The sequence below is a fragment of the Streptomyces sp. NPDC050546 genome, assembly GCF_044457425.1.
In the GTDB taxonomy this organism is placed as follows: Bacteria; Actinomycetota; Actinomycetes; order Streptomycetales; family Streptomycetaceae; genus Streptomyces.
The window spans coordinates 178657-195533 of record NZ_JBITGX010000018.1 but is presented as its reverse complement, the minus strand read 5'-3'; the positions used below and the strand labels follow the sequence as shown (position 1 = coordinate 195533).

The 16877-nt window shown below is 70.0% G+C and carries 16 protein-coding genes and 1 pseudogene; 8 read left to right on the top strand and 9 right to left on the bottom strand.

All coding sequences use genetic code 11. The annotated features are described in order from the left end of the window. Positions 1–248: 248 nt before the first annotated feature. Positions 249–1082: a class II glutamine amidotransferase gene (locus tag ACIBK5_RS35595; RefSeq protein ID WP_399026256.1), complete on the top strand. Its 834-nt coding sequence runs from the start codon at positions 249–251 to the stop codon at positions 1080–1082. A gap of 13 nt (positions 1083–1095) precedes the next feature. Here the strand turns inward: ACIBK5_RS35595 and ACIBK5_RS35590 are convergent, their stop codons facing one another. From ACIBK5_RS35590 to ACIBK5_RS35560, 7 genes are all read right to left on the bottom strand, one after another. Then, the gene (locus ACIBK5_RS35590; RefSeq protein ID WP_399026254.1) at positions 1096–1365 is read right to left on the bottom strand and encodes a macro domain-containing protein; all 270 of its coding nucleotides are present in this window, start codon (positions 1363–1365) and stop codon (positions 1096–1098) included. Between the two features lie 218 nt (positions 1366–1583). After that, positions 1584–2993, bottom strand: coding sequence for a phytoene desaturase family protein (locus ACIBK5_RS35585; RefSeq protein WP_399026252.1), 1410 nt, complete (start codon positions 2991–2993; stop codon positions 1584–1586). A gap of 182 nt (positions 2994–3175) precedes the next feature. Next, the gene (locus tag ACIBK5_RS35580) at positions 3176–4021 is read right to left on the bottom strand and encodes an inositol monophosphatase family protein (protein ID WP_399026250.1); all 846 of its coding nucleotides are present in this window, start codon (positions 4019–4021) and stop codon (positions 3176–3178) included. 121 nt (positions 4022–4142) lie between these two features. After that, a complete protein-coding gene (locus ACIBK5_RS35575; protein WP_399026247.1) occupies positions 4143–5972 on the bottom strand; it encodes a gamma-glutamyltransferase family protein in 1830 nt (609 codons plus the stop codon). A gap of 463 nt (positions 5973–6435) precedes the next feature. Next, positions 6436–7602 carry a thiolase family protein gene (locus ACIBK5_RS35570; protein WP_399026245.1) on the bottom strand — a complete coding sequence of 389 codons (1167 nt, stop codon included), beginning with the start codon at positions 7600–7602 and terminating at the stop codon, positions 6436–6438. A 1-nt stretch (position 7603) separates the two neighbouring features. Beyond that, positions 7604–8275 (bottom strand): 3-oxoacid CoA-transferase subunit B, encoded by a 672-nt coding sequence (locus ACIBK5_RS35565; RefSeq protein ID WP_399026243.1) that lies wholly within the window; start codon positions 8273–8275, stop codon positions 7604–7606. Beyond that, on the bottom strand, positions 8272–9015 hold the full coding sequence (locus ACIBK5_RS35560) for a 3-oxoacid CoA-transferase subunit A (protein ID WP_399026241.1): 744 nt from the start codon (positions 9013–9015) through the stop codon (positions 8272–8274). Before ACIBK5_RS35560 ends, ACIBK5_RS35565 begins: the two co-directional genes overlap by 4 nt. Before the next feature lie 307 nt (positions 9016–9322). Between ACIBK5_RS35560 and ACIBK5_RS35555 the strand changes: the two genes are divergently transcribed. Continuing rightward, a complete protein-coding gene (locus tag ACIBK5_RS35555; protein ID WP_399026239.1) occupies positions 9323–9916 on the top strand; it encodes a CGNR zinc finger domain-containing protein in 594 nt (197 codons plus the stop codon). Between the two features lie 35 nt (positions 9917–9951). Here the strand turns inward: ACIBK5_RS35555 and ACIBK5_RS35550 are convergent, their stop codons facing one another. Next, positions 9952–10800 carry an MBL fold metallo-hydrolase gene (locus ACIBK5_RS35550; protein WP_399026237.1) on the bottom strand — a complete coding sequence of 283 codons (849 nt, stop codon included), beginning with the start codon at positions 10798–10800 and terminating at the stop codon, positions 9952–9954. 219 nt (positions 10801–11019) lie between these two features. Between ACIBK5_RS35550 and ACIBK5_RS35545 the strand changes: the two genes are divergently transcribed. The 6 genes and pseudogenes from ACIBK5_RS35545 to ACIBK5_RS35520 all read left to right on the top strand — a co-directional run bounded on the left by ACIBK5_RS35545 (position 11020) and on the right by ACIBK5_RS35520 (position 15447). Then, entirely contained in the window at positions 11020–12195 is a 1176-nt protein-coding gene (locus tag ACIBK5_RS35545; RefSeq protein WP_399026236.1) for an alpha/beta fold hydrolase, read from the top strand. Positions 12196–12197: 2 nt separating this feature from the next. Next, positions 12198–13115 carry an alpha/beta hydrolase gene (locus ACIBK5_RS35540; RefSeq protein ID WP_399026234.1) on the top strand — a complete coding sequence of 306 codons (918 nt, stop codon included), beginning with the start codon at positions 12198–12200 and terminating at the stop codon, positions 13113–13115. Positions 13116–13256: 141 nt separating this feature from the next. Next, a pseudogene (locus ACIBK5_RS35535) lies at positions 13257–13357 on the top strand (IS6 family transposase); the annotation flags it as partial. A gap of 239 nt (positions 13358–13596) precedes the next feature. Then, a complete protein-coding gene (locus ACIBK5_RS35530; protein WP_399026231.1) occupies positions 13597–14385 on the top strand; it encodes an enoyl-CoA hydratase/isomerase family protein in 789 nt (262 codons plus the stop codon). Between the two features lie 41 nt (positions 14386–14426). Beyond that, the gene (locus ACIBK5_RS35525; RefSeq protein WP_399026229.1) at positions 14427–15143 is read left to right on the top strand and encodes a flavin reductase family protein; all 717 of its coding nucleotides are present in this window, start codon (positions 14427–14429) and stop codon (positions 15141–15143) included. A 130-nt stretch (positions 15144–15273) separates the two neighbouring features. Beyond that, positions 15274–15447 (top strand): hypothetical protein, encoded by a 174-nt coding sequence (locus ACIBK5_RS35520; RefSeq protein ID WP_399026228.1) that lies wholly within the window; start codon positions 15274–15276, stop codon positions 15445–15447. Between the two features lie 110 nt (positions 15448–15557). On the opposite strand, the gene ACIBK5_RS35515 is transcribed toward ACIBK5_RS35520, so the two are convergent. Next, complete coding sequence (locus ACIBK5_RS35515) at positions 15558–16856, bottom strand: DUF3533 domain-containing protein (RefSeq protein WP_399026226.1); 1299 nt, start codon at positions 16854–16856, stop codon at positions 15558–15560. Positions 16857–16877 lie beyond the last annotated feature (21 nt).

Genomic DNA, 16877 nt, shown 5'->3' with positions numbered 1-16877 from the left:
CGGGCCTGGGCCCCCCCCTGGTCCGCCGCCCGCCTCAACACACCCCGCGCGCCCCCCCCCCCCCCCCCCACCCACCCCCCCCCCCCCCCCCCCCGGGGGGGGGCGGGCCCGGGGGGGGGGCGTGCGCCGCGCAACCACCCGCCACGGGCGATGCGCCCGCGGGACGACCGGGGTTCGCTGAGGTCCACCCGCACCACCCACGCAGCCGTGCGGCACCGCCCGGGCGGCTCGGAACGGGGGTACCTGCCATGTGCCGCTGGCTCGCCTACTCGGGCACCCCCGTGCTGCTCGACGACGTCCTCTACCGGCCGCAGCACTCGCTGATCGACCAGAGCCTGCACGCGCGGATGGGTGTCGAGACCACCAACGGCGACGGCTTCGGGATCGGCTGGTACGCGTGGCACCTGCGGACGCCCGCCGTCATCCGCGACACCGGTCCGGCATGGAGCAACCGCAATCTGCGGGAGATCGCCGACCATGTCCGCTCGTCGCTGTTCTTCGCCCATGTGCGCGCCTCCACCGGGACGACCGTGCAGCAGACCAACTGCCATCCCTTCCGCCACGGACGCTGGCTGTGGATGCACAACGGGGCGATCTCCGGGTTCCACGACCTGCGCCGGGATCTCATGCTGACCGTGGACCCGGCGCTGTTCCCGGCGCTGGAGGGCACGACGGACTCCGAGGTGATGTTCCACGTGGCCCTCACGTTCGGGCTCGACAGCGACCCGCCGGGCGCGGTGGCCCGGATGGCGGGGCTCGTCGAGCGGCTCGGACACGAGCACGGGGTGCCGCAGCCGCTGCAGATGACGATCGCGGTGACCGACGGCGAACGGGTGTGGTTCTTCCGGTACTCCAGCGGCGGGGACTCGCGGTCGCTGTACTACAGCAGCCGGGTGGACGACGTGCGTGCCCTCCACCCCGACCTCGCGTTCCTGAGGCATGTCTCCGAGGAGACCCGGCTGGTCGTGTCGGAGCCGCTGGGCGATCTGCCCGGGGTCTGGAACGCCGTACCGGAGAGCAGCTACGGCGTGGTCCAGCCGGGCCGGGACCTGCTGCGGCACTTCGAGCCCGAGCCGGTCTGAATGCGCGGGTGCCTCAGCGGAGCCGCGCGGCGAACACCTCGTACGCCGGGGCGTCGAAGAGGACGAACCGGACCTCCTCGACATCGGTCCGCGCGGTGCGCACCGTGTCCACCGCGATTCCCGCGGCCTCCTCCATCGGATAGCCGTAGACGCCGGTGGAGATCGCCGGGAAGGCGACGGTGCGGGCGCCGAGTCCGTCGGCGACGCGGAGGGACTCGCGTTGACGCCCTCTCCTGCCCGAGGGCAGGAGATTCCGGTCCGTACCGCTACGCGGTACCACCATGGGTTCCTGTTTCACGGGCCACCGCCGACCGGTGAGGGTCGGTCTTACACGGCCTCCGCAGGCCTGACTTCCCGCCCGTCCGGCGGTAGGTCCGACAACTCTGTTGTCGGACAAAGCGATCCTAGCCATACCGCTGCGCCTCTCCAGGCCACTACGGGCAGGATGCCCTGCACCTCCGCCCTGAAGAGTGGAGCACTGAGCAAGTGTTCGGCATTGGGTCATGACTGCCTCAGTCGCCTCCAGACCGCCTTCGCCGCGTTGTGCCCGGACATGCCGTGCACCCCGGGGCCGGGCGGGGTCGCCGACGAGCAGATGAAGACGGCCGGGTGAGGCGTGTGGTACGGGAACGGGGTCACTTTGGGGCGCAGTAGGAGCTGGAGTCCGGAGACCGCGCCGGAGGCGATGTCTCCGCCTACGTAATTGGCGTTGCGGGCGGCGAGTTCGCGCGGGCCGGCGGTGGCGCGGGCCAGGACACGGTCGCGGAACCCTGGGGCGAAGCGCTCCAGTTGGCGTTCGATGGCGTCGGTGAGGTCGCCGGTCCAGCCGTGCGGGACATGGCCGTAGGCCCAGAAGACGTGCTTGCCCGCGGGGGCCCGGGTGGGGTCGACGACGCTCGGCTGGACCGTGATCAGGAACGGTTTGGCGGGGGCCCGGCCCTCCCGGGACGCCGCGCGCAGTGCGGCGCCGATCTCCGCGCTGTTCGCGCCGATCTGGACCGTGCCGGCGACGCGGGCCTCCTTCGCGGTCCACGGCACGGGCCCGTCCAGCGCGTAGTCGATCTTGAAGACGCCCGGGCCGTAGCGGTAGTCGGCGTAGTAGTCGCCGAAACCGGCGATGCGGGCCAGGGCGGTGGGCGAGGTGTCGAAGACGTACGCCCGGGCCGGGGGCAGGTCGTCGAGGCGCTTGACCTCGTAGTCGGTGTGGACGCTGCCGCCGAGGTCGCGCAGATAGGCGGCGAGGGCGTCGGAGAGGGTCTGGGAGCCGCCGCGGGCGACGGGCCAGCCGCGGGCGTGCGCCGCGAGGGCGAAGACCAGGCCGATGGCGCCGGTGGCGAAGCCGCCGAGCGGTGCCATGACATGGGCGACGAGCCCGGCGAACAGCGTCCTGGCCGGCTCGTCGCGGAAGCGGCGCGTCAGCAGGGTCGACGGGGGCAGGCCCACGAGCCCGAAGCGGGCGAGGGTGACCGGGTCGCGGGGCAGCGCGGTGAGCGGCAGGGACATGAAGTCCCGGGCCAGGGTGTCCCACTTGGGCAGGAAGGGCTCGACGAGCCTGCGGTACGCCCCGGCGTCGCGCGGCCCGAAGGAGGCGGCCGTCTCGCCCACCGACCGGGACAGCACGGCCGCCGTGCCGTCCGGGAAGGGGTGCGCCATGGGCAGCTCGGCGTGCAGCCACTCCAGGCCGTATCTCTCGAGCGGCAGGGCGCGGAACGCCGGTGAGTTGATGCCCAGCGGGTGCGCCGCCGAGCACGGGTCGTGCCGGAAGCCGGGCAGGGTGAGCTCCTCGGTGCGGGCTCCGCCGCCCACGGTGCCCCGGGCCTCGAAGACGGCCACGGAGAAACCGCGGCGGGCCAGCTCCACGGCCGCGGTCAGTCCGTTCGGCCCCGCACCCACTACGACGGCATCGAGCATCGACGGCACCTCGGACCCCTTCGTCAGCCGACGGCCACTGAAGGTCAGGATATGCCCGGGGACTGACAGTCACCGGCCGCGGGTGATTTCCGGCCAGGACAACGCCTGGGAGACGCCCGGAGGACGCCTGGAGGGCGTCTGGAGCGCCTGTCGAGCGACCAGCCGTGTACGGTCGGTGACCGTCACGCCCCGCCCGACAGCAGTCCCGCCACATGGCGGGCGGTGGCCGCGTCGCGGGCCGCGGTGAAGGGAAGGTCGTTGCCGCCGGTGATGCGGAACGGCTCGCCCGTGCGGGTCAGGTGGGTGCCGCCCGCCTCCTCGACCAGGAGCAGCCCGGCGGCGTGGTCCCAGGCGGCTTCCCAGGAGAAGGCCGTGGCGTCCAACTCGCCGCGGGCGATGGCGAGGTACTCCAGTCCGGCCGAGCCGCACGGGCGCGGCGCCACACCGTCGGCACGCAGGCCGAGCAGGGCGTGCTTCTGTTCGTCCGTCGTGTAGTACGGGTGGGAGGTGGCCACGCGGAGGTCGCGGCCGGGCTCCGGCACACCGGCGAACAGCCGCTCGCCGTCGAGGTAGGCGCCCTTGCCGCGCCGGGCGGTGGCGAACTGCTCGCGGGCGGGGGCGTAGGTCCAGGAGGCGAGCACGGTGCCGCCGTGCGCCAGCGCGACCAGGGTGCAGAACCCGGCGTCGCCGTGCACGAACTGCCGTGTCCCGTCGACCGGGTCGACGATCCAGACCGGGGCGTCGCCGCGTATCGCCTCGTACGACGCCGGGTTGGCGTGGACCGCCTCCTCGCCGACCACGACCGAGCCGGGCAGCAGGTCGGCCAGAACGTCGGTCAGGTACAGCTCGGCCTTGCGGTCGGCGTCCGTCACCAGGTCGTGCGGGCCGTTCTTCTCGTCGACCTCGTGCGCGGCGAGCCGGCGCCAGCGGGGCATGATCTCGGTGGCGGCGGCCTTGCGGATCGCCTCCTCGACGTCGGAGGCGATGTCTACGAGAAACTCTTCGATGGTTTCGTTGCTGTCGATCACCCCTCCATGACAACACGTGCCACTGACAGCCCCCACCCTCCGGGTGCACCCCGGATGGCATCGCGATGAACGATGAACAGCGGCGGGTCCGTGCGGACCGGACGGCGCCGGGCCCTCCGGGTCACCTGCCGACGGCGTAGCCCTGCATGCCGCGCGGGTTCGCCGCCGCCGACAGGACGCCGGTCTCCGGGTCCCGCGCGACCGCGCACAGCCGGCCCTCCGACCAGGGGCCGCCGACGGTCACCTCGTGGCCGCGCCGCCGCAGCTCCGCGACGACCTCCGGGTCGAAGCGGGACTCCACGGTGAGGCTCCCCGGGCGCATGCCGCGCGGGTAGAAGGAACCGGGGAAGCTGTCGTTGTGCCAGTTGGGGGCGTCGATCGCGCCTTGCAGGTCGAGGCCGCCGCGGACCCGGGCGCGCAGGGCGACGGCGAGGAGGAAGTGCAGCTGCCACTGGTCCTGCTGGTCCCCGCCCGGGGTGCCGAACGCCATCACGGGCACGCCCTCGCGCAGGGCGATCGAGGGCGTCAGCGTGGTGCGGGGGCGACGGCCGGGAGTGAGGGAGTCGGGCAGTCCCTCCTCCAGCCAGGTCATCTGGAGCCGGGTGCCGAGCGGGAAGCCCAGTTCGGGCACGACGGGGTTGGACTGGAGCCAGCCGCCGCTGGGCGTGGCCGAGACCATGTTGCCCCAGCGGTCGACGACGTCGAGGTGGCAGGTGTCGCCCCGGGTGGTCCCGTCGCCGAGGATCTCCGGTTCGCCCGGCACGGGGGACGCCGGGCTCTTGGCGACGGTCGGTTCGCCGGCGCCCAGGGCGTCGAAGCCCTCCTGGGCGGCGGCCGCCACGCGCGCGTGCGCGCACAGCCTGGGGGTGCGTCCGCCGGGGCCGCCGGGCCGCAGGTCGTGGTCGGCCCGCTCGCCGACGAGGGCACGCCGGGCGGTGTTGTACTCGTCGGACAGCAGGTCGTCGAGCGGCACGTCGGCGGCGTCCCCGTACCAGGCCTCCCGGTCGGCCATGGCGAGTTTGCAGTTCTCGACCAGGAGGTGGACGTAGTCGGCCGAGCCGTACGGGGGCAGCTCGGGCGGGAGCAGGGCGAGCTGCTGGAGGAGGACCGGGCCCTGGCTCCAGGGGCCGGGCTTGCACACGGTCCAGCCGTTCCAGTCGTACGTCGTCGGCGTCTCGTAGGTCGCGGACCAGGAGGCGAGGTCGGCGGCCGTGAGGGTGCCGGTGTGGTGGGTGCCGCTGGTGTCCAGGGTGGGGCGCGCGGCCTGGCGGGCGAGGGCCTCGGCGATGAATCCGGTGCGCCACACCTGCCGCGCGGCCTCGATCCGGGTCTCCCGGTCGCCGGCCCCGGCGGTCTCGCCGAGCAGCCGCTTCCAGGTGGCGGCGAGCGCGGGGTTGCCGAAGAGCTCGCCGGGGCGGGGTGCCTTCCCACCGGGCAGGTACACGTCGGCCGACGAGGTCCACTCCGTCTCGAACAGCTCGCGCACGGTCTCGACGGTCTCCCCGACGCGCTCCACGGGCGCGTGCCCGTGCTCGGCGTACCCGATGGCGTACTTCAGGACGTCGGCGAGGGACTTGGTGCCGTGGTCGCGCAGCAGCAGCATCCAGGCGTCGAAAGCTCCCGGTACGGCGGCGGCGAGCGGCCCGGTGCCGGGCACGAGGTCCAAGCCGAGGCCCCGGTAGTGCGCGACGGTCGCCCCCGCCGGTGCGACGCCCTGCCCGCACAGCACCCGCACCTCGCCGCCGGCCGGGGCCAGCAGGATCGGCACCTCGCCGGCCGGACCGTTGAGGTGCGGCTCCACGACATGCAGCACGAACGCGCCCGCCACGGCCGCGTCGTAGGCGTTGCCGCCGTCCTCCAGCACGGCCATCGCCGACTGCGAGGCGAGCCAGTGGGTGGAGGACACCATGCCGAAGGTGCCGCTCAGCGTGGGACGAGTCGTGAATTGCATACCTGACCTCGGTGTTTGTGTACGTCGACGGGCCTACGCGAGAGCGAAATGGGCCCGCGGGGAGAATCTGGGGAGAACGAGCGCGAGACCATCTCCTCCAGGTAGCCCTATCTCCACCGCCAGCTGGGGCAGACTGTCGATGTCGGCCACTGCCGCACGCAGCGTAGATGCGCGCTACCGACCGACACCACCCTTCTCACCAGGCCGAATAGATCCCCGGGTAAGCAGCAGGACCGCCTCGCACACGGGCCACCTCCATGAGAGCGGCGCTGTGTTCATCGCCTACTCGCGATGCTCCGCACCCGTGCGACCGAAACAATGGTGGAGGACAACGGGCTTCGTCTCCTCCAGGTCGGCATCGGTTGCGACCTCGTACGCCATTGGCGCCGGACAGCCGGTGTCGCCGCCTACCGCTCGGTGCAAAGACGCTGCGACCGGCTCCGGTCCTCAGCTCGACCGCCCTTCACCTCTCGAGCACGACGGCGAGACCTTGGCCGACGCCGATGCAGATCGCCACGACTGCGATACGACCACCCCGGCGGGCGAGTTCGTGGGCCGCGCGACCGATGATGCGCCCTCCGGACGCTCCGAGCGGATGCCCCATCGCGATCGCACCTCCGTACGCGTTCACCTTCTGTGGGTCGAGGTCGCTCCACAGCCGCAGACAGGCGAGCGACTGCGCAGCGAATGCTTCGTTCAGCTCGACCAAGTCGACGTCGGCCCATGTGCGCCCGGCACGGGCGAGTGCCCGGTTGGCCGCCTCGACGGGAGCGACTCCGAAGACGTCAGGGTCATTGCCGAAGGCCGCGCGGCCGGCGATGCGGGCGAGGGGTTCACCGTCGAGCACACCCTCGCGGGCGACGAGCACGGCGGAGGCGCCGTCGTTGATGGGTGACGAGTTCCCGGCGGTCACCGTGCCATGGGCGGAGAACGCCGGGCGCAGGTCGGCGAGTACTTCGACAGTCGATTCGTCGCGGATGCTTTCGTCGCGGGCGAGGTGGTGGCCGTCGACCTGGACGATCTCGCGGTCGAAGATGCCGTCCGCCCATGCTCGGGCGGCCAGACGATGGCTGCGCGCCGCGAACGCGTCCTGCTCCTCACGTGAGATCCGGTGGATTCCGGCAAGCTTCTCGGCACTCTCGCCGTTGGAGATCGTCCATTCCTTCGGCAAGCGAGGGTTGACCATGCGCCATCCGATCGACGTGTTCCACATCGTCTGGTTACCTGCGGGGAACGGCTTGGTGCTCTTCTCGACGACGTACGGCGCGCGGCTCATCGACTCCACGCCGCCCGCGAGCACGATGTCGGCGTCTCCGGCCTCGACGGCTCGTGACGCCTGGATGACGGCTTCGACCGAGGACCCGCACAGGCGGTTGACGGTGACTCCCGGGACGGAGGTGGGGAAGTCGGCGAGCAGCGCGCCGAAGCGTGCCACGTCGCGGTTGTCCTCGCCTGCCTGGTTCGCATCACCGAAGATCACGTCGTCGATGCGCACGGGATCAAGGCCCGTGCGCTCGGCGGTCGCGCGCATGACGATCGCGGCGAGGTCGTCGGGGCGCACGTCGGCGAGGGCTTTGCCGTACCGTCCGAAGGGGGTGCGAACGGCGTCGTACACGAAGCTCGCAGGCATGTCAGATGCCTTCCAGGGATGCCGCAGCGTCGGTGACGTCGGCGAGGTTGAGGCCGGTCAGGGCGGCCAGGGAGTCCACCGTGTTGTCGCCGAACGTCTCGCGCACGCGCAGTCCGTCGGGCGTGACATCGAACACCGCGTGATCGGTGTAGACGCGGGTCACGCAGCGCACTCCGGTCAGCGGGTAGGTGCAGGCGGCGACGAGTTTCGGCGTGCCCTGTTTGGTGAGCAGGTCGGTCATCACGTAGACCGACTTCGCGCCGATCGCGAGATCCATCGCTCCGCCGACGGCGGGAATCGCGCCGGGCTCGCCGGTCGACCAGTTCGCGAGATCGCCGGTTTCTGATACTTGGAACGCGCCGAGCACGCATACGTCCAAGTGGCCGCCGCGCATCATCGCGAAGGAGTCGGCGTGGTGGAAGTACGCCGCCCCCTTGAGCGCGGTGACTGGCTGCTTGCCGGCGTTGATCAGGTCGGGGTCGACGGTTTCGGGCTCGGGTGCGGGCCCCATGCCGAGCATTCCGTTCTCGGTGTGCAGAACGACCTCCGTGTCGTCCGGCAGGTAGTTGGCCACCAGGGTGGGGGCGCCGATACCGAGGTTCACGACCGATCCCTCGGGGATGTCGGCCGCGATGCGACGAGCGAGGTCGGTGCGGCTGATGCGCGTGCTCATCGGCTCTCCTCCTGTGCCAGCGGGCTCCCCTCGATGCCGACGCCGCCGACGAACACGCCTTCGTCGAGCCAGCGGCGCTCTCCCACCGCGACGACGTGGTCGATGAAGATGCCGGGCGTCACAACGGTCTCGGGGTCGATGTCCCCGAGCGGCACGATCTGGTCGACCTGGGCGATGGTGGTGGCCGCCGCGGCCGCCATGATCGGGCCGAAGTTGCGGGCGGTCTCGCGGTAGACGAGGTTGCCCCAGCGGTCGTCCCGCAGGGCGCTGATCAAGGCGACATCAGCTCGGATCGGGTACTCGAGCACATAGCCGCGGCCGTCGATCGTGCGCACCTCCTTGCCCTCCGCGAGCTGCGTGCCGACGCCCGTGGGCGAGAAGAAGGCGCCGATGCCGGCGCCCGCGGCGCGGATGCGTTCGGCGAGGTTCCCCTGTGGCACGAGCTCCAGCTCGATTTCTCCGGCGCGGTAGAGGCCGTCGAACACCCACGAGTCGCTCTGCCTCGGGAACGAGCAGATGATCTTCCGTACCCGTCGCGCCGCGAGAAGCGCGGCAAGACCCGTGTCGCCGTTGCCCGCGTTGTTGTTGACGACGGTCAGGTCGCGTGCGCCGTGGGAAATGAGTGCGTCGATCAGCTCCACCGGCTGGCCCGCGCGGCCGAACCCACCGATCATCACGGTGGCGCCATCACGGATCCCCGAGACGGCGGCTGCGGTGTCCTCGACGGTCTTGTCGATCATTGTTCCTCCACGCGTTCGGGCATCGCGCGACCTCTCAAGCGATTTCACATGGCCGGCCCGCATGGTGACAGTGCACGACGATCGACACCATCTAACGTAGGCATAACCTCTATGCTTACGTCATACCACACCACGGTCGCCTCGGGCAGGCTCAATGAGCGTGGAGTGCAGCGCCCCCGCTCTTACCGTCACCGCGCGGTGCCGCACACCCGCCGGCGCGTCGAACGCACGGCATCGCCGTTAGGGTCTCTTCAGCGGCGATCCCGCTCTCCTCGCCAATGAAGACTGGAGCTAATAAGCTATGCCTATGTCTGAACTCGCGAGCGAGCGCTACACCGACCGCATCGCCACCGGACCGCTCATCCTCGTCCAGGAGGTGCTGAACACTCGCGCCGCCGGCAAGCCCGCGCTCGAGGACCTGCTCTCGACGCCGGAATTTGCGACGTCATGGCTCACCAGCGCACTGGACGAATGGAGTCGACGTACCGGGGCGGAGGCGCCGGCGATCGAGGTCGATGAACCGGGGCTGGTGCGGCTTCAGCAGCTACGCGCGTCGCTGCAGATGACGGTGTCGGGTGCGGTGCGCGACGCTCCGGTCCGACCCGCGCCGAAGGGGGTGAGCGGCACGCTCGAGGTGCGGATCGACGCCGATGGCGTCTTCTCGCTGGCGCCGCGCGGCAAGGATGTCGGGTGGGTAGTCGCGGCCGTGCTAAACGAGATCACGAACGCGCAACTGACGGGTACGTGGCGCCGTCTGAAGATGTGCCGTAACCGGGTCTGCTCAGTCGCGTTCTATGACGGCACGAACCCCAACAACGGCGTCTGGCATGACGTGCGCATCTGCGGTAACGCCGTGAACCTGCGGGCCTCGCGGCAGCGTCGGGCGGCCGCGCGCGCGTAGCGCGCCGCAGGCCGCCCGCCCGACGCTCCGCCTGCTCAGCCTTTCGCTGCCCGGCAGGAGCCCCACAGCGCACCGGGATTGATGCGCGACGGGTGACGCTCCAGCATGTACTCGTAGAGTTCGAGGGTGCTGCCGGTGCGGCGCACCCCGCTGTTGAAATCGAGGATGTAGCGGCGGGTCTCCTCGATATGACGGGGATCGTCATCGGCGGTCTGATCCTTGTGCCCCGCGACGATCGCGGTCGGCGCCAGCGCCTCGACCGTGTCGAGGGCCCTCAGCCACTCGTCTCGCCCGTCTGCGTCCGATGCCGCGAGCATGAGGTGCACGTTGTTGTAGATCACGTCGCCCGCGACGACCAGCCCCAGGTCGGGGACGTGCAGGCAGGTGGTGTTGTCGCTGTCGGTGTGTCCCAGGCGGACCGGGCGGACCTCCGCCCCGCCCACGGTCAGGACTTCACCCTCAAGCGGTTCGGCGAGCACCAGTTGCTCAGGGATCTGCTCGGGGAACCATGCGCGCCAGACCGCCTTGAGGACCTCGGGCGAGGACTGGTAGGCCATGTCCTCGACGACCTCGGGCAGCGCGTAGGCGCGCGCGCCGGGGTACTGCTGCAGAACGGCTCCGAGACCGAACCAGTGGTCTCCGTGGCCGTGTGTGACGTACACGCTCGTCAGCGGAGCGTCACGCTCGCTGAGCCACTGCAGCAGGCGCTCCGACTGCGCGATCGTGAAGAGCGGATCCACCAGCAGCGCCTCTCCCCCGTTCGAGACGAGGGTGCTCGACGTCGGCGACCAGGAACGCTCGGTGAGATCGGGCGGCACGTCGGAGTTGGTGGTCGGCATGCCGTCCGCGATGTGCACGGCGTAAGTCAATGCGTTCGACGTCATTGGTGGACTCCTCGGAATCTCGGATGGTCGCTCCCACTCCGGCCGGAACGCAGAGGAAGCCGGCAGGCCCGGGCCTCGTTCCGTCGATCACAGAGCGATGACATTGACGCAAGCATAGACCCTATGCTTACGTCATAGAGCTCGCGTCGGCCAAGAATCTCGAGAGCCACTGGCTCCGATTCGTCGCCGCAGGAGAGCGATCGTCAAAGGAGACACGAGATGAACAGCCCAGCGACGCAGGCACCGACCGCGGTACTCGTCCACGGATACCTGGACGACAGCGCCATCTGGAACAGCGTCCGCACAGTCCTCGATGAGCGGTCGATCCGCTCGATCACGTTCGAGCTCGCCGGCATGGGGGCGCGCGCCTCGGATCAAGGGCCGTTCACGCTCGCCCGCTGGGCCGATGACCTCGAGAGCGTCGTGCGCGCGACGGAGGGCCCCGTCGTGCTCGTCGGCCACAGTATGGGAAGCCAGATCGCCGAGCTCGTCGCCGCCCGCCTGGCCGATCAGGTGCGCTCGCTCGTCCTGGTCAATCCGATCCCGCTGGCGGGCACTCACCTGCCCCCGGAGCAGATCGCCCCCTTCCAGGCACCGGATCTCGGACTCGACGCACAGCGCGCCTTCCGCAGTGCGCTCGCCACCGCGTTCCCGCCCGAGGAGAACGACCGGCTCGCCCAAGTGACGCTGCATATCGCCCCGTCGACGATCTCCGACACGGCGACGGCGTGGAACAACGGCCATCCGGACGGGCAGCAGCCCAGCAAGTTCCACGGGAGTGTCACCGTCCTGCGCGGCGAGAACGACCCCTTCGTCACGGAAGAGATCGTCTCCGCGTATGTCGCGCCCCGCTTCCCCGGCGCCGCCTCGCAGACGATCGCCGGTGCGGGTCACTGGGCGCACGTCGAGAACCCGGCGGCGGTCGCCGCCGTCATCACCACGGTCGTCGAGGAGATCGCGTCGGAATCCGCCGACGGCCGCTCTGCCAAGGCCTGGACGGCCGCGTTCGAGCAGCGCACCCAGGACTCCTTCGCGGCGGCGCTCTCGCCGAACGTGCGGATGGAGGCGAGCGCACTCGTCAAGCCGGTCGAGCGCAAGGAGCACGTCGAGGCCCTCATGGCCGCGGTGAGCTCCGTGTACGAACGGCTCGAGTTCGTCCGGAAGGTGCAGGACGGCCCGCGGACGTATCTGGAGTGGGAGGCCGCCGCGTTCGGCGGGTTCGAGATGAAGGGGATCACGATCCTCACGCGTGATGACGAAGGGCTCATCACAGAGATCGCCATCCACCACCGGCCCCTCGGTGCCGTGGTGCAGATCAACGCGAAGGTCGGGGGACCACTCATCGAGGCCGGCCTCATCCCCGCCGAGTACTTCAGCTTCACGGAAGGCGAATAACCATGACAGAACGCATCGACGTAGAGTTCACGGCGGACGGGGGCGTGACTCTGCGCGGCTGGCTCTTCCTGCCGGACGCCGAGGGCCCGCGCCCGGCGATCACGATGGCGCACGGATTCGGCGGCAACCGCGAGATGGGCCTCGCCCCGTACGCGCGCAAGTTCGCCGACGCCGGGTTCGTGGTGCTCGTCCACGATCACCGCACGTTTGGCGCCAGCGACGGCGAGCCCCGCAACGACATCGAGCCGTGGCGTCAGATCGCGGACTGGCGCCGCGCGATCAGCTTCCTGGAGGCCCGGCCGGAGGTCGACGCGGACCGCATCGGGGTGTGGGGCACGAGCTTCGCGGGCGGTCATGCGATCGTGCTCGGCGCTACCGACGTGCGGATCAAGGCCGTGGTGTCGCAGGTGCCCACCATCAGCGGATTCGAGCAGTGGCAGCGCAAGGTCCCGCCGGAGCGAATCGCCGCCTTCGAGCTCGCCCAGGCCGAGGACGAACGCGCCCTGGCCGCCGGCGGCGAACTGCGATACCAGACCTCCATCGGCGACGACCCGGCCGACCCGGCCCTGTACACCAGCCCGGACGCGCTGCGGTTCTACCGTGACCTGGTTCCGCCGGGCCGCGAGAACAACACGGTGACGGCGCGCTCCAGCCGGGCCGCGCGGCTGTACGAGCCGGGCGTATGGATCACTCGGGTCTCGCCCAAGCCGCTCATGATGATCGTCGGGACCGGTGAGACGGTCATCCCGGCCGACATCCAGCTGGCCGCGTTCGAGCGGGCGCTGGCCCCGAAGGAGCTGGTGCTGCTGCCCGGTGGGCACTTCGACGCCTACAAGGTGCACTTCGAGGAATCCAGCGGCGCCGCGCTCTCATGGTTCCGCACCCACCTCGACCCGGACGCGGCCTCGACCGGCTTGTGAAATAGAGGCGGTTCCGGCTGCTGCTGGAACCGCCTCCCCAGGCGGGTGACCGCGACCTGTCACGGTCGGTTACACCACCGAGGTGCCGCAGTCTGGACGCGGTACCCGCCGTCGACCGGGTGGTCGTCGGGCAGTACGTGGCCGTCGTACAGGGGGCACCGGTATCCGGTCGAGGTGATCTCCCACTGCGCATGGTGTACCACCGCATCCCGCTCAGCTTCCGCTACGTCGAGGGGCTGATGCGACTTCTGCCCTCATGATCGTCGGCCACGACGACCACCTCATCCCCCACCGACCTCGCGCTGACGTCCCACGAACGAGCCCTGGAACCCGAGCGGCTGACGTTCATCGGCGGTGGCCACTACGCCCCGCGCAGCACGCAGTCCCCCATCGCCGCGCAGTCCGCCCTGGACTGGTCCGGCAAGCACCTCACCTGACTGACAGCGACCCCGTCCGCACTGTCCCGAGCCAAGGAAGTCCCATGTCCGTACTCACCCACTCCCTCGACGGCGACGTCGCCACGATCGTCCTCGACAACCCCCCGCAGAACCGCTTCGCGCCCGAGTTCACCCGGGAACTAAGCGACACCGTCGACGCCATCACCCGCAGCCCGGCCCGCGCCGTCGTACTGCGGGCCGAGGGGCCCGACTTCAGTCACGGCGGCGACTTCCGCCCCTGGGTCGGCGCCGACCGCGCCGGCCTGCAGGCCGATTTCGACCACGCCCTGGCGGTGATCAACCGGTTCGAACAGCTTCCGATCCCGGTCGTGGCCGCGGTGCAGGGGCTGTGCTATGGCGGCGGCTTCGAGCTCGCGCTGCGGGCCGACATCATCCTCGCCGGTGAAAGCGCCCGCTTCGGCCATCCCGAGCAGTCGCTCGGCATCGTCACGATCCTCGGCGGGATCCAGCGTGTCGCCGAGCGGGCCGGCCGGGCCCGCGCCTACGAATGGGCACTGACCTCCGAGCAGGTACCCGCCACGGTCATGGCCGAGGCCGGCGTCATCAACCGCATCGTCCCGGACGACGAACTCCGCGCCGAAGCCGAGTCCTTCGCCCGCAAGATCGCCGCAGGCCCCACCCGGGCGCACGTGGCGCACAAGGCGCTGCTGCGCTCCTGGACCACGGGCGGCATCCCGGCCGCCGACCAGCAACTGTCCGACCTCGCCGTCCCGCTCTTCGAGACCGAGGACGTCAAGGACGGCCTGGACTCCGCCGCCAAGGCCCTCAAGGAGGGCCGCCCCCGCCCCGTACTGCCCTTCAAGGGCCGCTGACCCGCAACTCTCCCCCTACACTCACCGCCAAGGGACACCACATGATCATCGACTCGGCCGACCTGGACGCGAAGTCCGCCTACAAGCTGCTCATCGGCAGTGTCATTCCTCGCCCCATCGCGTGGGTGAGCACCCTGTCCACCGAAGGCGTGGGCAACCTGGCCCCCGTCTCCTTCTTCACGGTCGTCGGGCGCAAACCGCCCCGGATCTCCCTGTCGTTCCAGCCTCGCTCGGACGGGGCCACACTCAAGGACAGTTTCGTCAACATCCGTGACACCGGCGAGTTCGTCACCAACATGGCCACTCTGCCGCAGATCGAGGGACTGAACCGCAGCGCCTTCGAGTTCGAGCCCGATGTGGACGAGTTCGACGCGGTCGGGCTGGAAAAGGTGCCGTCCGAAGCCGTTAGTCCGCCGCGTATCAAGGGCGCGCCCATCGCGTTCGAGTGCACCGTCGAGCACATCTTCTCGTCGCCCGACGGCCTCAACAACGTCGTCTGGGGCAACGTGGTGCGCTTCTACGTCCGTGACGACCTCTATGTGGGCGGCCGGATCGACTTCGGTGCCATCGCTCCGGTGGGACGACTCGCCGCCGAATACACCGTCGTGGACAACGCGTTCGAGACGCCGCTCGACGCGGAAGTGGTCCAGGAGCGCGCCAGTCGCCGAATGCTGCGTCTGGATCGCAAGGACGCGTACTACTCGCCGATCGACACGCCCGCCTGGTCGCCGTCCGGCTCCACAACGACACTCGACTAAACCGTCAGGACGTGACGAGGTGACACCCCTCACGGGTCCGGCAGACCGCCTGTCCGGCACCCCGAGTCCGGTGCGGACCGCGCCCACCCGCCGGTGTGTCACCTCGCACCCGTCCGCTCGATAAGGAGAGTTGAAGCCCTACTACGACCAGGCCCGGCGCATGCTCGCATGGTTTGAGGTCAACTCAGCTCCAACCAAAGAAAACCGATCGGTTTCCGGTGTGGAGCTCGGGCGACGGCGGGTGCCGAACATCATGACCGAAGGGCATCCCAGCCCGAGCGAGGCTTCGGCGGCGGCTGCGTGAGCACCGCCGCAGAACCCTTGGGGTGTGCACGCCTCCCGTCCCCACGCAGCGACGCGCACCAAGGGCCGCTCTGCACAATGGCCCCGTCTGGTGTGCGTGAGTACGGTCCGCTACGCCTTGACGGCAGGTTCCTTGTGCTGCGTCTCCGCGGGGGTACGGTGCAGCCCCTTGCGGTCGTACCAGCCCGTCATGCCGAAGCCGAACAGTGCGGCTGCCGCGAGGCCGGCGGCCATCATGACCCAGCCCCGGGTCAAGCCCGCGTCGCCCTGTGCGTCGTAGTAGAGGATCGAGCGGACTCCGCCGACGATCTGGCGCATCGGCTCGAACTCCGCGAGGAAGCGGTAGAAGCCGGGCAGCGACTCGATCGGGGTGGTAGCGCCGGCCGTCGGCACGGCCATCGCAATGAAGACCAGCGTGACCACCAGCATGCCGGGGGTGCCGAAGACGGCGAGCAGGGCAAGGGCGCCGATCCCGGAGACGGCGATGGCGGCCACCGAGTACAACCACAGCAGCGGCAGGTGGGAGGCGTCCATCTCCATGATGCCGATCGTTCCCACCATGACCAGGGTGCCCATCAGCAGGGACAGGGCCGCCATGAGGGTGCTGCTCATGGCTAGGCTCTGCACGCGCGTGGCCTTGATCAGCGGGCGGTGGATGCGCAGCGGGCCCATGTCGTTGTGGGTGTAACCGAGGGCGTGGTCGACCTGACCGCTGATGACGTTGGCGGAGAGCATGCCGCAGACCACGAGGACGAGCGCGTAGTAGAACGCCGACAGGCCCAGGCCACTGTGTGAGTAGAGTGGATGCCCGTCCTTGACGGTCACCGCGGCCGGATCGGCCAGCAGGACGCGGGCCGCCGTCGGCGACTTGACCTGCTGAGCTTGGGTCTGCGCGGTCAACTGCTTGCCCAGTTGGAGCGAGGTGCCCTGGGCCGCCGTCGTCGTCGCCTGCCGGGCGACGTTGGAGCCTATGCTGCCTGCGGACTGGTTGGTAAGCACCGTCAGCTGCGGACGGACCGGATTATCGGCTGCCGAGGATCCGGTCAGCGAGGCGACGGAGGAGGTGAAGTCAGCGGGGACGACCAGCGCGCCGTACAGCTTGCCTTTGCCGAGTTCCTCCGTCACCTCCTTCTCGTCCATCACCCTCCAGTCGATCTTGCCGCCACTCGCGGTGGACGTCTTGATCGACCCGGTGATCTGCGCCCCGAGATTGACCTGCTTGCCGCCAACACTGGCCCCCTTGTCGGAGTTGACCAGGCCGACCGGCAGATTCTTCGTATGTCCGGCCGGATCGATATTGGGGCCGACGTAGAAGATGCCGAACAGGATCGCGAGGACACCTGTGATGACGCCGCTTGCCATCCAGAGGGGTCTGGCACGCAGCACGCGGAAGGGGTGGATTCCATTCATGACTTACTCCGGTCTGGACAG

Coding starts and splice junctions, on each gene's coding strand:
- ACIBK5_RS35595 (WP_399026256.1), top strand. CDS start 249: ATGTGCCGCTGGCTCGCCTACTCGGGCACCCCCGTGCTGCTCGACGAC.
- ACIBK5_RS35590 (WP_399026254.1), bottom strand. CDS start 1,365: ATGGTGGTACCGCGTAGCGGTACGGACCGGAATCTCCTGCCCTCGGGC.
- ACIBK5_RS35585 (WP_399026252.1), bottom strand. CDS start 2,993: ATGCTCGATGCCGTCGTAGTGGGTGCGGGGCCGAACGGACTGACCGCG.
- ACIBK5_RS35575 (WP_399026247.1), bottom strand. CDS start 5,972: ATGCAATTCACGACTCGTCCCACGCTGAGCGGCACCTTCGGCATGGTG.
- ACIBK5_RS35570 (WP_399026245.1), bottom strand. CDS start 7,602: ATGCCTGCGAGCTTCGTGTACGACGCCGTTCGCACCCCCTTCGGACGG.
- ACIBK5_RS35565 (WP_399026243.1), bottom strand. CDS start 8,275: ATGAGCACGCGCATCAGCCGCACCGACCTCGCTCGTCGCATCGCGGCC.
- ACIBK5_RS35560 (WP_399026241.1), bottom strand. CDS start 9,015: ATGATCGACAAGACCGTCGAGGACACCGCAGCCGCCGTCTCGGGGATC.
- ACIBK5_RS35555 (WP_399026239.1), top strand. CDS start 9,323: ATGTCTGAACTCGCGAGCGAGCGCTACACCGACCGCATCGCCACCGGA.
- ACIBK5_RS35550 (WP_399026237.1), bottom strand. CDS start 10,800: ATGACGTCGAACGCATTGACTTACGCCGTGCACATCGCGGACGGCATG.
- ACIBK5_RS35545 (WP_399026236.1), top strand. CDS start 11,020: ATGAACAGCCCAGCGACGCAGGCACCGACCGCGGTACTCGTCCACGGA.
- ACIBK5_RS35540 (WP_399026234.1), top strand. CDS start 12,198: ATGACAGAACGCATCGACGTAGAGTTCACGGCGGACGGGGGCGTGACT.
- ACIBK5_RS35530 (WP_399026231.1), top strand. CDS start 13,597: ATGTCCGTACTCACCCACTCCCTCGACGGCGACGTCGCCACGATCGTC.
- ACIBK5_RS35525 (WP_399026229.1), top strand. CDS start 14,427: ATGATCATCGACTCGGCCGACCTGGACGCGAAGTCCGCCTACAAGCTG.
- ACIBK5_RS35515 (WP_399026226.1), bottom strand. CDS start 16,856: ATGAATGGAATCCACCCCTTCCGCGTGCTGCGTGCCAGACCCCTCTGG.